The following is a 14,802-nucleotide window of genomic DNA, read 5'->3' as shown; positions in this document are numbered from 1 at the left end:
TTCTGGTTGTTTTAATAAAAGCAAAGGGTAACTGATAACGGCTACAACGATAAAGCTCCTTTAAACAACGCAGTTTAGTGTTTATAGTGAAATCCAACTTCTTACAGCAGATTGCTTTAATGTCTAAAACCATCAACTACTACACTAAAAACGCTGAACAGTTGTCTGAACAATACGACAGCTTAGCGTTTGAAGACGTGCACAAGGATTGGATGGAAGAAATTCCAAAGTCTGGCTTTGTGCTTGATGTAGGAGCTGGTTCTGGAAGAGATGCTCGATACCTCGCGAGTAAAGGGCTTACCGTATATGCAGTAGAGCCGGCTGACGGCATTCGCGAGCGCGCTCAAAGTTACGAGGCAAATTCTAATATCCAATGGCTGGACGACAGCCTTCCAGCACTTGAGCAAGTTCATCAAATCAACGCTAAATTTGACCTCATCTTACTCAGCGCTATTTGGATGCATATTCCACCCTCATCACGAGAACGAAGCTTTAGAAAGCTGAGTAGTTTGCTCAACCCAAACGGTAAATTAGTTATTTCTCTTCGCCATGGAAGTAGCCCAGATGAGAGAAAAATGTATCCTGTTTCCAAAGATGAACTTGCTAATTTAGCTCAACAATTTGGACTTTCTTTATCATGCAAGGGTGTTTCCCAAGATAAGAGTGGTAGACATGATGTTTATTGGGAAACAGTGGTTCTGACTCTCCCTGATGATGGAACCGGAGCATTCCCACTTATTCGAAACATTGTTATCAACGACCACAAGTCATCCACCTACAAAGTTGCGTTATTGCGCACTTTGCTGAGGATTGCAGAGGGTCATCCGGGTGCCGTTCTAGAACGGACGCCTTCAACTGTAAAGCTTCCACTTGGACTTATCGCACTATATTGGCTGAAACTCTACAAACCCCTTGTAGACACTTTGAATCTCAAACAAGGTTCGGGTTCTAGATTGGGCTTCGTAAAAGCAAACGGCTGGAAAAAATTAACACACTTCCATGAGAGCGACTTCTATATTGGACGATGCGTGTTCGACCAAGAAGAAGCAGAAAGTTTGCATCAAACCCTTAAAGATATTTCAACGACCATCAAGAATATGCCCGTAAAATACATCACCTTACCGGGCACAGAACAAGCCATTTTCAATGTTGAAACCAGTAGAACAACCAAACCTAAATCCTCGCTACTTTTAGATTTTAACTACCTGAAGTCACTTGGTCAGTTCGAAGTGCCCGCCGATTTTTGGGAGGTTCTGTCTCGGTTTAGTGTTTGGATAGAACCGGCTCTCGTCAATGAATGGGCTCGTTTAATGGAGAGCTACCCCCGAAACAAAGAGCGGGGTCTACATAAAACCGATTATTTAAACGCGCTAAATTGGGAGAATCCAGAGAGGAACACCGGTCGAATTCGACAAAGAGTCGCGCAGCTTCTTTCTGATACTAGCGTCCAGTGTTGTTGGTCCGGCAAAGACTTAGCTAGAGTTCAATACGCTATCGACCACGCCTTCCCATTTGCACGATGGCCCAACAACGATTTGTGGAACCTATTACCCGCACAAGCAAAGTTAAACAATGAAAAGTCCGATAAATTACCCACCAGACAACGCATGAAAGAATCTCAGAAGTACATCGTTTCGTGGTGGGATTCAGCGTGGAAAGACAACAAAGAAGAGTTTTTCACACAAGCCAACTTCGCTTTACCGAACTTGCAGCCAAATAACCGAAATACTGGTGATATATTTGAAGCCATGCTCATGCAACGGGATAGAATCAAGCAGACACAGCAACTTGCTGATTGGTGAGTCCTGATTTATTGACGCTTCTTTACCTCACAACTGAATATTCTTGAAATAATTTCGCAGACAAAGGATGTGTTAATTTCCAAGTGATGTTCATCGGTCGAGAACCTTCACTTTTGACAAGCTCTACAGGCCCACAGGCTCTGTAAGGTGAATTTTTGTTCACACGAACAAAGAGCTGAAACTTCCAACCATTACTATCGCTTTGAAGGTAACGCTTGCCTGCCGTAGTGTGAGGAGCAGCTGCATTTTGAGTTTGCCAGTGAAACAACTCTCGACTAATTGCGTAGTCGTCGTACGCAACTCCTTCATGTAGAGCATTTTGCTTATCAAGGGTTACGAAAAGAAGCTCTAATTTTTTGTTCTGATCACGCCAAACACCTTCTCTTACTGCTGCAAATTTCGTTTCGGTATGATGTCCAACGGCTGTCATGATTTCACGTATTTTATATGCACTATGTAGCTTTAAGCCGGAAGACTCTATAGCTGGCAAAGGCTGGAAGTATTCGTTAGTCGCGGAGTCCAATGCGTCAGATAACTCAATCAATTCGTCCAAAAGTTCCGGAGTGTTGACTAAGTCATTCAATAAATTTGATACGGTTTGCACACTGGAGCCGCCACAAACCTGGTATGCCACCATAAGGGCTCTTCTTTGTGACATCTCGTCGTTTTTTAAGGCTCTATTACCTATCGAACGGATCACATCAATGTAATCCGGGTCATCAATATGGCAAAGATCCTTAAAGCGTCTGTTTAATTTTGTCTCTAATTCTGCAGGTTCTCCCTCCAGAAGCTGTGCGTCGCGTTTTAATCTAGTCCAGCCAGAGGCACCATTTTCGCGATATATTTCAGGTAAACTTAACGCCTGCTCTTGAACAAATTTTGTTAAGCTCAGCGAATCATCTGAATGTCTTACTTGATAGCTTACAAGCTCAGTTTTAAGCCTTTGCCAGTTGAGGTTCACCGCCTCCCTTAAATTTGTAAGGATTTGCTCCCGGGCTTGTTTTTGCATCTGTAAATAGCATCCAGGAGGGAGGTTTCCAAATCCATTTTCTACACCTTTTAGAATTTCTCGCTTAGATAAACCGGTTATAGAGCTGTAAAGCACATCAAACCTAAAATCATTTGAATATTGACCCACGAAGTCCAAAACTAAACAGCTTTCTTTCCCATCGTAGAGTCTTAGCCCACGACCTAACTGCTGTTGAAAAAGCGTGGCGCTCTGTGTCGGTCTTAAAAGTAACAGAGTATCTACAAAGGGTAGATCAACCCCTTCGTTGTATAAGTCGACCGTTACAACAATATTTATTTCCTTGGCTTCTAAAAGCTTAGGAATTGCAGCACGGTCTTTAGCGGAAGTTTGGCCCGTAACTAATAACGCTTTTATTCCATTCTCATTGAAAAAATTAGTCATAAACTCCGCATGGGCGATCGAAACACAGAATGCCAATGCCCTACATAACTTTATGTCGTTCACGTATTCCTGCCATGCTCTTACGACCGCTTTGGCGCGACTCATTTCTCCAGTTAGCAGTTTTTCAAGCTGAGCAGCCTCATTGGCTGATCTCCAATTCACACCAGAATAATCTACACCGTCAGCACAAGCATAATATTCAAAAGGTGCTAACAATTGCTGTTCTAAAGCATGCCATAATCGAAGTTGCGCCGATGGGGTTCCATCCGGTCTAGAATCAAAGTGTTGCAGAATGTTTTGCCCATCAGCTCTTTCAGGAGTTGCCGTAAGACCCAATAGAATATGGGGATTCAAAACATCTAAAAGCCTTTTAAATGATTTTGCTTCAATATGATGACACTCATCAATAACCACGATATTCCAGTAATCTCCGCCAAAGCGGTCAATCAAGCCTTGACTATTTATACTCTGAACAGTCGCAAACAAGTGATGGAAAGAGGCTGGTTGATGGCCACCAACAAGGTAGTCACCAAAATTTTGATCACGGAGAACGTGGCGAAAAGTTTGGAGTGACTGAGTCAGGATCTCTTTCCGGTGAGCGACAAATAACAACCTAGGCTTCCCACCCAGCTGCTTGGCTATTCTTTTGTAATCGAGAGCCGCCATAACCGTTTTACCCGTTCCGGTGGCAGCTACTAATAAATTCCTATTTCGTCCATGTGATCGCTCATTCGAGAGCTGGTCTAAAATTACTTGTTGAAAAGGTTTTGGTTCTATCTCAAAGAATGTTGTGATGACATTATCACCGTAATCTTTTGCGCCTCGTTCGCGAGCTAATGCCTGATGTAACTCATTTTTATGGACTTCGTTGTTCGGGTCGTAAGCTTGAAACTCTTCGTCTTGCCAAAGTGTCTCAAAATGGGCCTTTGCCCTTTTGAAAAGGTGGTTTTGTCCCTTTTCAGTGAACTTTACAGTCCACTCTAATCCGCCCATTAATGCAGCACCGGATAGATTCGCACTACCCACATAGGCTGAACCAAAACCGGTATCTCTTTCAAAGATCCACGCCTTCGCATGCAAGCGATTACGTCGCCCATCTAATGATACTCTCACTTGTGTGTTCGGTAGATTAGCCAACATATCAACCGCTTTTAAGTCGGTGGCTCCGATATACGTAGTCGTGATTATTCTTAAACTCGTTCTCGAGGATTGTTGTGCATCCGTTGCAGTTATCTCGCGCAGAAGATCGATAATTTTTCTAACACCAGAAACAGTTATGAAACTCATCAAAATATCAACGTGTTTACAGTTAGAGAGTTCAGCTTGAAGCTCATGAAATAGAGCAGGAGAATCCTTCCCTGAAGTAAATAGCCACGGCTGCGCCAATCCTACTTGGGGTAACTTAACGTCTTCGAGAGGATGATGTAGGGCTCTCAAGACTTTAGGTGGATTTTGATAAACTACTGATTTTTCCAGATTAGAAAGCTTTCTGGCATGAACAATTACGTCATTCAAAACTTCAATTTGACGTCGCAGTCGCTCATCAGTATTCCCGCGTTCTTCTCCAATACTGGCAAGCACAATCGACAACTCTTCAGTCGCGACCTCCGCAAGATGGCGCGCACTCTGCGCAAGCTCTAGCGCTTCACTGATCTCTTCCAACCCAGACTCTTCAACAAGTCGTTGCGTATCCTCTGAATGAAGTAACTCGTAAAAGCCTTCCTTCATATTGTGTCATCCTTTGCTTAACATAGAGTCAAAGTTGCCAGGATTGAGCCAAAACAACAAGTCGTTGAATATTTGGTAAGTACTGATACTTCTGATTTTTTAGATTCCGACGTCTAGAAACAACAAAGGCTCCACTTGGAGCCTTTACAAATGCATTTTTTATTTCAATTAACAGTATTCATTGAAAAATTAATCTCTTTAAAATCACTCAATATTCTGAATCTGCTCCCGCATCTGCTCAATCAGCACCTTCATCTCCACAGCGGCGGCGGTAATGTCGGTGTGAATGCTTTTCGAACCAAGCGTATTGGCTTCGCGGTTGAACTCTTGCATCATGAAGTCGAGGCGTCGGCCGCAGGCGCCGCCTTTTTCAAGGGTGTTGAGGGTTTCTTTAATGTGGCTGTCGAGGCGGTCGAGTTCTTCGGCTACGTCGACTTTTTGTGCGAGTAGTACCATTTCTTGTTCCACGCGTTCGGCGTCGAGGTCTATTTTTGCTTCTTCAAATTTGGTGGCTATGCGTTCGCGCTGCCATTTGATGATTTCTGGCATGTGTTCGCGCACTTTGGTGACGTTGCTGCGAATGTCGCGTAGGCGTTCTTCAATAAGGCTGCGCATGTTGCTGCCTTCGCGGGCGCGGTGGTCGATAAAGCTGCTGAGTGCCTTTTCAAAGCCTTGTAGTAATTCGGCTTGTAGGCTGTCCATGTCGGCTTCTTCGCTGCTGAGTACGCCTGGCCATCTGAGTACGTCGAGTGGGTCGATGGAGGCGGTTGCGCCTTTTTCTTGTATCCATTCTGCGCTGCGAAGTACGGCTATTGCCATGTCTTCGTTCACGTTAAGCGAGGTGTCTTTGCCTGCGCCTGGGGTAAAGCGTAAGTTACATTCTACTTTGCCGCGTTGCAGTTTCTTTCTTAAACGGTCGCGAAGTGGAATTTCTAAGGCGCGGAATTGTTCTGGAAGTCGGAAGTAAGTTTCTAGAAACCTTTGGTTTACTGAACGTAGTTCCCAAACTGCTGTGCCCCAATCGCCTTTAATTTCTTCGCGCGCATACGCGGTCATGCTGTAGATCATGCGTTTTACCCTATTCATTCGCATTCAATTTCCGCGCAGTATATCACTTTTCTTGGTATTGGGTTTCTCGTCGAAATAAGCCTTGAGTCCGTGCTATAATTCGCAACCACAATATTCCTTTTGCCTGCTTGCTTGCGCGTTATACACCGCATGCCAGCCCACTTTTAACGAGGAGTTCTTCTATGCGTCCAAGCGGCCGTACCAGCAATCAAATTCGCCCTGTAACGATCACCCGCAACTACACGCGCCATGCCGAAGGTAGTGTGCTTATTGAGTTTGGCGACACCAAGGTTTTATGTAACGCCAGCGTACAGGAAAGTGTTCCTCGTTTTTTGAAAGGTAAAGGCCAAGGTTGGGTTACTGCGGAATACGGCATGTTGCCGCGTGCTACGCACACCCGTTCAGACCGCGAAGCTGCGCGTGGCAAGCAAGGTGGTCGTACTATGGAAATTCAGCGCCTTATCGCACGTTCATTACGTGCGGCGGTAGACCTTAGCGCGCTGGGCGAGAACTCGATTACGGTAGACTGCGACGTGATTCAAGCCGACGGTGGTACGCGCACGGCGTCTATTACGGGTGCTTGTGTGGCTATGGTCGACGCCATTAACCATATGCGCAAGAAAGGCTTAATTAAAACCAACCCGTTGAAGTCTATGGTTGCGGCTATTTCTGTGGGTATTTACAACGGTGAACCGGTTGCCGATTTAGACTACCCAGAAGACTCTGCTGCCGAAACCGACATGAATGTAGTGATGACCGACACGGGTAAAGTGATTGAAATTCAGGGTACGGCTGAAGGCGAACCGTTTAGCTTCGACGAAATGAACGCCATGGTAGAGCTTGCTAAGCACGCCATTCGTGAATTAAACGATATTCAGAAAGAGGCGCTAAACGGATGAAGGCATACCAACGCGAATTTATCGAATTTGCTTTAGGCAAAGGTGTACTGAAGTTTGGCGAATTCACCTTAAAAAGTGGTCGTAAAAGCCCTTACTTTTTTAATGCCGGTTTGTTTAACACGGGTGCCGACTTAGCCAAACTAGGTCGTTACTACGCCGCTGCGCTGCAAGATTCAGGTATTGAGTTCGACGTGCTATTTGGCCCGGCGTACAAAGGTATTCCAATTGCTACAACCACAGCCGTTAGCTTGTTTGAGCACCACAACCGCGACGTGCCTTATTGCTTCAACCGTAAAGAGAAGAAAGACCACGGTGAAGGCGGTAACTTGGTTGGCGCAGCTCTTGAAGGCCGCATTATGTTGGTCGACGACGTCATTACCGCAGGTACAGCCATTCGCGAGTCGATGGACATCGTTCAGGCGGCAGGCGCAAGCTTGGGTGGCGTGCTTATTGCCCTTGATCGCCAAGAAAAAGGCAAAGGCGAGCTCAGCGCTATTCAAGAAGTAGAGCGCGACTATGACGCCAAAGTAATCGCCATAGTTACGCTTAACGATTTGGTTGAATACTTGTCGGAACAACCTGGTCAAGAAGAAATGCTTGAGAAGGTTCGTGCATACCGTGCCCAGTACGGTATTGAGTAAATTTTTTCGAAACGATTTACAGCCGACCCAACATTCCATAATATGAAATTTGGACGTTTCGGGCTCGGTTGTATTTCTAACAGCTCAAGCACTTAAAAACCGAAACTGTTTCATGGAAAGCAATAACAACAAATATGTATGAAGAAGGATTTGTGATGAAAAAATTATCTCTACTCGTAGCTGCTGGCGTAATGTCTGCGGGCCTAATGGCAACTCCTCAAACAGCTGAAGCGCAAGGCCTGGAAGTGAACCCATGGCAACATTGCGGTATTGGCGCAATGATTTTCCCTGAGAACGGCGTTGCTGCTGCAATCTCGAACATTATTTGGGATTTAGGTACAACAGCTGTAACTTCTGCAACTGTAACTCCAGAGCAGTGCGGAACTTCAATTGTAGACGTAGCACTTCTTATCGACAGCTCTTATGACCAGCTAGCGATGGAAACTGCTCAAGGTTCTGGCGAGCACTTAACAGCTGCGCTTAACCTTGTAGGTTGTAATGCAACTGAAGAAACTGTTGGCGCACTTCGCGCAGACCTTGCTGAAGTAGCTAGCTCTAGCAACTACACTGAAATGTCTCACGAAGAGAAAGCGTACAGCTACTACAGCAGCTTACAAACAGTAGCAGCAGGCTGCGCATAATTTCTTCTTTGAACAAAATGAAGAACTAAGAAACAACGGCGAAGTTTTCTTCGCCGTTTTTGATCAACCTAACTCTATTCGGAAGTACTGTGCGCAGGCTTGTTCTCTCTTTAATATTATTCCCCATACTTGTGTCTGTTCCTGCCTATGCTAGCGACGACCCTTACGCAGTGATTGCGCAGTCGCGTACCTGGCTGAAACTGCTGCACGTAGACGAACCCGGAGCTTTAAGCGCTGTAAACGACCAGCGCTTTTTCTTAAGCGAGCAAGGTAGGCAGAACCCTTATGCAGAACTAAGAGCTACGCTAGCAGCGCTTGAAGCACCACAAATTGCAGGCGAAGGCCATGCGGTATGTAAATTCCCTGCGCGCGCCCAGTTTTTAGCGCAGCAAAACCTAGTGCAGCCTACCGACGCTAATTGCCCAGAACGCGACGAGTGGTTAGGCAAACACCAAGACCAATCCGTAGGAGTAATGTTTGCGTCAGGTTATTTAGGAAACCCGGCTTCGTTTTTTGGCCACATGCTTATTCACCTTGGCGAACCTAGTTCAAACGACACCCCGGTAACGCTACTCGACACCAGCATGAACTTTGGCGCAGACACTGGCGACGACGGAATCGTTCCTTATATTCTGAAAGGCTTATTTGGCGGCTATCAGGCTCGTTATTCACAAGCACTGTTCTTCCATAACTCAGCCATTTATTCCGAATCGGAAATGCGCGATTTATGGCAATACAAACTGAACCTGAACGATGAAGACCGCGAGTTTTTAATTCTTCACATGTGGGAAGTCCTGGGGCAAAACTTTGATTACTTATTTTTGTCTGAAAACTGCGCTTCGCGCATAGCAAGAACCCTTGAGTTGGTGATCAACGACGACCTTGCTCAGTCAAACATGCCTTGGGTTGCCCCTGAAACCGTAATGCGTAACTTAAGCCAAGCGGAGTACGAGGGCGAGCCGTTAATTGCAGAGCGTGAGCACAAACCTTCTCGAAGACTCATTACCGAACACCTTTTTCATCAACTGACCAGTGATCAGCAATTTGCACTTGAAAGCACATGGCAAAACCCAAACTTGTTAAACTTCCAAAACACGGCGTTTGCGGAGCTTAATACAAATGAACAAGGGGCAGTTATTGATGTAATACTCAGCCACTTGCTCACGCTAGAAGAAACAGACACGGAATTGCCGATACCCCAATTGCGCCAGCAAGCGCTAGTCAAACGGCTACAACTTCCTGCAAATTCGCAAGTTTCTCGTCCTTTGCCGCCACCACCGATTGAAACGGCAGTACCTTCGAGCATGTGGCGCATGGCATTCTTGGATAATAGCGAAATAGGTACAGTCGGCAGGCTAAGTTTCAGGCCGCTACACTACGACTTACTGCAAAGTTCTGCTGCGCGTATGCCTTACGCCAGCTTGGAAGTATTGCGCACAGACATCGACATTACCGACAACAACATATCGTTGAATCGCCTACAGTTGTTCGACGTTACGAACCTTTACGTGCAGCGTACCCCGTTACCTGAAATGCGATCGCGTGCCTGGCAAGTTGCGGCAAACATCAGCAACACGCATTTAAGTTGTACCGACTGTTTAAACTTCAATCTCGACTTGAAAACAGGTTGGTCGGATAGGTTCGGACACGCAGTACCTTACGCCATGGCAGGTGTGCAGCTAAGTACTACCGGCTTTCAAAAAGGTCCGGTAGCCGTAACCGCCACATTAGGCATGCTGTTAGACCATTCCAATATTCAGCGTACGCATATTGAACTCACCGCGCGCGAAGGATTTGCTGGGGAAGCGGGCAGAATAAGCCAACTTAACGTAGAGCATTTATTGCAAATAGACAGTGCGTTTGACGCACGCTTCTATGTTCGTGCCGACCGCTACCGCTTAAGTAACGGCGAGCAACAAAAAGGCCAGGAACTGGGCCTGGCCTTTAGCTATTACTTTTAAGCGTGGCTATTCTAAACGAACCTAGTCGTCGTTAAGCGCCACACCCATAGTACCGTTTACCACTTGGCAGCGGCCTCGGCTAGACTGTGTTTGGCTGTCGTCGCTCACTTGCATAATCAACTGGCCAATGTCTTCCACCAACTGCGCTACTCCGTTTTGGCATAGCGTAGTCATAGACGCATAAACACCAGTGTTGTCTAAAAAACGGTTGGTGACATTGCGTGGTGCTGTTGTTGGCTGCTCTAGCATAACAATATCGTTCACGCTGGTACTGGTAAGTCGACCCGTTGCACCGTTTTGTAAGTAATGGAATGTGGCTGCAGTGAATTGCCTATTTCCTTGTACGCCCTCGAAAATAGTTACACCCTCATTGCCTTGCACACGAAAGTAACTTTGCGCGGTATTTACCTGCAAACCTGTGTTGCGGTCGATACCGAAGCTCAGTGGAATAGCAGCCTGCTGTGCTAGCTTCATTAACCGAACTTGACGACCTCGCTGGGCAAACTCACTGTCTACGGTTCCAAACGGGAAGATACCTAAGCCACCTAGTGGATCATAAGTTACGGTGTTCGTACCTAAGTTGCGTGGGCAGCTATTGTCTAGGTCGCAATTTAAAGGTGGTGCTGCACGCGACTGCGCTCTGCGGCGCATGGCTTCTCGGCTTGTGCCGTTAGAAAGCATGTTACTTTGCACCATAGCGTTAGACGCTTCACCTTCCGAGAACACAATGAGGCTGCCTTCACGGAAACGTTCAAGCACGCCACCTAAAAAACCAACTGGGTCATTATTTTGCACCATGGCGTCGCGTAAACGCTGTGCTCGACCGTCTAGGAAAAACACGCCATGGGTTGTTGCTAATACGTCTCGCCATGCATTATCTGCTTCGCAATAGGCCACTTGTTGGGCATGAAATTGCGGGCTCACTCTGTCACGGTCGTAGGTATCTAGGTCTGTTCTGCGGAAATCTTCTAATTCGTCACAGGCATTCATCATTTGTGCTTTGGTGACTACCGAGTCTAACGGTAGCCATTGCACAATTGCTCCTGCTTGCTCAAACGCACTGGTATAGCGTTGAACTTGTGCAAAGCTATTTCGAGCCGCTGCAGTGACCAAGGTTAATCTTGGTTGGCTGCCGCCGCTAATCGGACGCATCATGTTTACGATGTCGGTAATAAACTCTTGGGTAACTGGCGAAGACTGTTCAATATTCGCAACTTCGTTCAAACCTTCTAACCGGCGTAACTCGAGCGTGTCTAGAATGCGGTTATATTCGGCGTCGGTAAGTTGCATTAATAAGTCTAAGTGCGCGCGCGAGCGAAAGCGCTCTACAAAACGAGGTTCGGGCACAATGCCACGGCCAAAGTGCTCAGACATTTGTGCCAGGGCTTCACTTACCGCGTTACGTATGTCTTCTCTGTTATCTGGCCAAATGGCTTGGTTGGTTGCTGACCGGCGGCGAACGTCACTCAGGTCAAACAAACGAGCGGTGCGCATTTCATTGGCTTGAATCCAACTTGTGTTTTCGCACCACTCTTGTTTCATGCTCGAGCAAATTTCTAATTCGCTACCTAGCATATACAAATTATAAAGCCGCGGAGTGTCTTGCGCCTGCGCACTAGCACTTACCACAACAGCAAGCATTGCGCCTATCCAGCTCAATAAGGAGTACTTCATTTTATTTCTCCGGGTTTTAAAGTTAAGTTCTGACATTAGCTTCCAATATAGTCGAGTTGTCGCCACGCTTCATAAGTTATGACCGCAACCGCATTAGAAAGGTTCAGGCTGCGGCTATGTGGCAGCATGGGAATACGGATACGAAAACCGTCTTTTGCTTGGTTCAATACGCTGTCGGGTAAGCCTCGACTTTCAGGTCCAAATACTAACGCATCACCCTCTTCATATTGAACCTTAGAATGAGCCACCGAGCCCTTGGTAGTGCATGCAAACCAGCGCTTGGGTTGAACACTTTCTAAAAAGGCGTCGAAGTTCTTATGAAACTTCACTTGCGCCAGCTCTTTGTAGTCCATGCCTGCTCGACGTACTTTCTTTTCGTCGATATCAAAGCCCAAGGGTTCAATTAAGTGTAGTTGCATGCCGGAATTGGCACATAAACGAATAATATTCCCTGTGTTTGGCGGAATTTCCGGTTCAAACAACACAATATGTAGGGGAGACTGGGCTTGCGACACTAACTTATTCCTCTGCCAAAGCCGTAGGTAACGACTCTAAAAATGCGGTAACTTCTGACATTGCACGATTACGAACGTCGTCGGTTTCCATCAGAATTTCATGACGGGCACCGTCTATTTTCACCAAGCGTGTGTGTTCATTATCGCAGTTTGCAATGAATCTGTCCTGTGCTTCAGGCATCACCACTACATCGTCGCTACCTTGCATCAATAAAATGGGCGTAGATATTTTGCGTGCCATGCGGGGCAAAATGTCCATGGCATTTAATGACTCGGTTAACCATTGCCACGTAGGGCCGCCTAAGCGAATGCGCGGATGCTCTTTGTACATACCCGTAAGCCAGCTATACCTATTCGCACTGTGAGTTAAGTCGTTCTTGGCAAAAGGTAATGGGTCGTAGTCTTTCATGCCTATGAAGTAGTGCGCCGAATTAGGTGCAACCGAGCGTTTCACTTTCGCCCCAAACCGCACTATTGCCTTGCCTAAGCTTTCAGGCCATGGCTTGGTGTTAATACCCATCATGGGTGCACTTAATATTGCAGCTTTGAACTGAAACGGGACTTTTGCGCGACCATATTGCGCCATATATAAACTAGCAATGGCACCGCCCATGGAATGCGCGACTAAATAGCAAGGCTGTCCTTGAATACGCGGCTCTAGCTCGCTCATCCAGGTTGTGAAGTCGTCTACATAATCAATAAAGTGGTCAACGTGCCCATGTTCATGGTGGTCGGTTAAGCGTTCGCTAAATCCTTGGCCTCTGTGGTCGATAAGCGCCACAGAATAACCCGTTGCGGCCCACTCTAAAGCCACTTCTTGGTATTTAATGTAAGACTCGATACGACCGGGCGAAATAACTACCCAAGGAGAAGGTTCTAACTGCGGCCAAACACCGTACGCAATGCGTTTGTCGTGCTTGCCGTTAAATTCTAAATGTTCGGTGCGCTGCCAAAACGCAGCTAAATCTGTTTTTGCCCAGTCTAGCCACGCTGAATCTGTGTCTGCGGGGCGAGCCTCTAACCATGCATTCAGTTGTTGTTGAAGAGCTGCCTTGTCCATGCTGTGTCTCTATTCTTGTGAGTCGGTGTGCGCACTGTTTCTTATTTTTCTTTCTTACATTAATCTGCTAAACACTACATGGTATCGAAAGTGTCACCGCAAACCCACCCTCGGGATGATTTTCTGCATGTAATTCACCCTGCAACACACGGCTAGCACGCTGGCAAAGTGCCAAACCTAACCCCACACCGGCACCATGATGCCGCGACGGGTCGGCCCGAAAGAACGGCTGAAACAACTCTTCTAATTTTTCCTCTGCAACACCTGCTCCATGGTCACGCACAGTAATTGCGCATTCAGAACCTATGAGCTGTACATAAACCTCTACTGGGCTTTGTTCACCACCATACTGAAATGCATTGCGAATTAAGTTCTCCACCACCAAGCGCACCAATAGGGCGTCTGTTTCTAGGGTGATTTCCTCTTGCGCCATCTTAACGTGCAGTCTTTCACGCCAGTCGTCTTTGCCGTAGCTTAAGTCGGCTTGAATGTCGCCTAGCAAAGTATTCAGCGAGAACGGCTCGGTGATAGGCTCGTCTAACCCATTTTCTAGGCGCGACAGCCATAAAATACTCTCGATAATATGTCCTAAACGCTGTACGTCTTTGTTCAACTGGTTTACATGAACATTGTCACCCGTTAATTCTTCTTGCAGTAAGTCGAGGGCGATTTGAGAGCGAGTTAAAGGAGAGCGTAGCTCGTGAGAAACGTCACTTAATAAGCGTCTTTGGGCGTCACGAGAAACAGCAAGCTCCTCTGCCGTGCGTTTCATCGCTCGCGCCAGCTCGCCTAGTTCGTCTCTTCGCTTCGGCAATTTGCGTAAATTTGGGTAGGCTTGCCCTGCTGCAATTTCGCGCGTGGCGTTTCTTAGAATAATCAATGGGCGCACAAACCAAATACCCAACACCAGTGCGCCTATTCCAGTAATCACCGACGCGAGTACTAGTAGTCGTGGAAGCCAATCTTGCTGCTCTTGCGAGTCTAACGCTAAGCTTTCTTCTTGGGTGAGCGGCCTGCTGATCACTAAATTCACCGGCCCTAGTGTAAAAGGCCCAGCGAGTAACCTGTTTCCCACCGCTATTTGCTGCGCTTCATTCAATTGCAGTAAGCGTTCGGCTTGCATAATCACGGTTTGATGCAGACCCGGAGCATATTCAGCACGACTTGGTACACCGTTTTCGTCCAATTCCTGACGCGCCACAATTCGGTATTCGCCCACCAGCAACCTGCCCGACTGAAATGCTGGGTCGGCAGGTGCGGCGGTATTAAATATGGGTGTTAAGCTGCGCTCGAAGTCTTCCGACACCTGCGCTAACGAAGGGGGGCGTGTAACGCTAAACGCTGCATACAAGGAAATACTGGCAGCAGCTAACAGAAGAAACCAGAACAAGCCGAGCAAACG

11 protein-coding genes are annotated in these 14,802 nt (G+C 46.8%); 5 read left to right on the top strand and 6 right to left on the bottom strand.

Going from position 1 to position 14,802, the window contains the following annotated elements; all coding sequences use genetic code 11:
- The first annotated feature begins 119 nt into the window (after positions 1-119).
- Complete coding sequence (locus EYQ95_RS09980; RefSeq protein WP_111915999.1) at positions 120-1,802, top strand: class I SAM-dependent methyltransferase; 1,683 nt, start codon at positions 120-122, stop codon at positions 1,800-1,802.
- Positions 1,803-1,824: 22 nt separating this feature from the next.
- Here EYQ95_RS09980 and EYQ95_RS09975 read toward each other — a convergent pair whose 3' ends face one another.
- Together EYQ95_RS09975 and EYQ95_RS09970 are read right to left on the bottom strand one after the other, a co-directional pair.
- Positions 1,825-4,941 (bottom strand): DUF3427 domain-containing protein, encoded by a 3,117-nt coding sequence (locus EYQ95_RS09975; RefSeq protein ID WP_111915885.1) that lies wholly within the window; start codon positions 4,939-4,941, stop codon positions 1,825-1,827.
- 204 nt (positions 4,942-5,145) lie between these two features.
- Complete coding sequence (locus EYQ95_RS09970) at positions 5,146-6,009, bottom strand: YicC/YloC family endoribonuclease (protein ID WP_111915886.1); 864 nt, start codon at positions 6,007-6,009, stop codon at positions 5,146-5,148.
- A gap of 182 nt (positions 6,010-6,191) precedes the next feature.
- Between EYQ95_RS09970 and rph the strand changes: the two genes are divergently transcribed.
- From rph to EYQ95_RS09950, 4 genes are all read left to right on the top strand, one after another.
- The gene (gene rph / locus EYQ95_RS09965) at positions 6,192-6,908 is read left to right on the top strand and encodes a ribonuclease PH (RefSeq protein WP_111915887.1); all 717 of its coding nucleotides are present in this window, start codon (positions 6,192-6,194) and stop codon (positions 6,906-6,908) included.
- Positions 6,905-7,549: an orotate phosphoribosyltransferase gene (pyrE, locus tag EYQ95_RS09960; RefSeq protein ID WP_111915888.1), complete on the top strand. Its 645-nt coding sequence runs from the start codon at positions 6,905-6,907 to the stop codon at positions 7,547-7,549. Before rph ends, pyrE begins: the two co-directional genes overlap by 4 nt.
- A 191-nt stretch (positions 7,550-7,740) precedes the next feature.
- Complete coding sequence (locus tag EYQ95_RS09955; RefSeq protein ID WP_165924708.1) at positions 7,741-8,190, top strand: DUF3015 family protein; 450 nt, start codon at positions 7,741-7,743, stop codon at positions 8,188-8,190.
- 170 nt (positions 8,191-8,360) lie between these two features.
- Entirely contained in the window at positions 8,361-10,151 is a 1,791-nt protein-coding gene (locus EYQ95_RS09950) for a DUF4105 domain-containing protein (protein WP_165924707.1), read from the top strand.
- Positions 10,152-10,172: 21 nt separating this feature from the next.
- Here the strand turns inward: EYQ95_RS09950 and EYQ95_RS09945 are convergent, their stop codons facing one another.
- From EYQ95_RS09945 to EYQ95_RS09930, 4 genes are all read right to left on the bottom strand, one after another.
- Positions 10,173-11,825 carry a hypothetical protein gene (locus EYQ95_RS09945; protein WP_126266350.1) on the bottom strand — a complete coding sequence of 551 codons (1,653 nt, stop codon included), beginning with the start codon at positions 11,823-11,825 and terminating at the stop codon, positions 10,173-10,175.
- Positions 11,826-11,860: 35 nt separating this feature from the next.
- On the bottom strand, positions 11,861-12,340 hold the full coding sequence (gene trmL, locus EYQ95_RS09940; protein WP_111915892.1) for a tRNA (uridine(34)/cytosine(34)/5-carboxymethylaminomethyluridine(34)-2'-O)-methyltransferase TrmL: 480 nt from the start codon (positions 12,338-12,340) through the stop codon (positions 11,861-11,863).
- Between the two features lie 4 nt (positions 12,341-12,344).
- Complete coding sequence (locus EYQ95_RS09935; protein WP_111915893.1) at positions 12,345-13,400, bottom strand: alpha/beta fold hydrolase; 1,056 nt, start codon at positions 13,398-13,400, stop codon at positions 12,345-12,347.
- Positions 13,401-13,467: 67 nt separating this feature from the next.
- Positions 13,468-14,790 carry a HAMP domain-containing sensor histidine kinase gene (locus EYQ95_RS09930; protein WP_165924706.1) on the bottom strand — a complete coding sequence of 441 codons (1,323 nt, stop codon included), beginning with the start codon at positions 14,788-14,790 and terminating at the stop codon, positions 13,468-13,470.
- Between the last annotated feature and the right edge of the window lie 12 nt (positions 14,791-14,802).

The sequence above is a fragment of the Lysobacter sp. N42 genome (genome assembly GCF_004344885.1).
This window is presented reverse-complemented; position numbering and strand designations above follow the sequence as displayed.

What these genes read in the sequence shown, in the direction of transcription:
- rph (WP_111915887.1), top strand. Translation starts at nt 6,192, where the DNA reads ATGCGTCCAAGCGGCCGTACCAGCAATCAAATTCGCCCTGTAACGATC.
- EYQ95_RS09945 (WP_126266350.1), bottom strand. Translation starts at nt 11,825, where the DNA reads ATGAAGTACTCCTTATTGAGCTGGATAGGCGCAATGCTTGCTGTTGTG.
- EYQ95_RS09935 (WP_111915893.1), bottom strand. Translation starts at nt 13,400, where the DNA reads ATGGACAAGGCAGCTCTTCAACAACAACTGAATGCATGGTTAGAGGCT.
- EYQ95_RS09980 (WP_111915999.1), top strand. Translation starts at nt 120, where the DNA reads ATGTCTAAAACCATCAACTACTACACTAAAAACGCTGAACAGTTGTCT.
- EYQ95_RS09970 (WP_111915886.1), bottom strand. Translation starts at nt 6,009, where the DNA reads ATGATCTACAGCATGACCGCGTATGCGCGCGAAGAAATTAAAGGCGAT.
- EYQ95_RS09975 (WP_111915885.1), bottom strand. Translation starts at nt 4,941, where the DNA reads ATGAAGGAAGGCTTTTACGAGTTACTTCATTCAGAGGATACGCAACGA.
- EYQ95_RS09955 (WP_165924708.1), top strand. Translation starts at nt 7,741, where the DNA reads ATGTCTGCGGGCCTAATGGCAACTCCTCAAACAGCTGAAGCGCAAGGC.
- pyrE (WP_111915888.1), top strand. Translation starts at nt 6,905, where the DNA reads ATGAAGGCATACCAACGCGAATTTATCGAATTTGCTTTAGGCAAAGGT.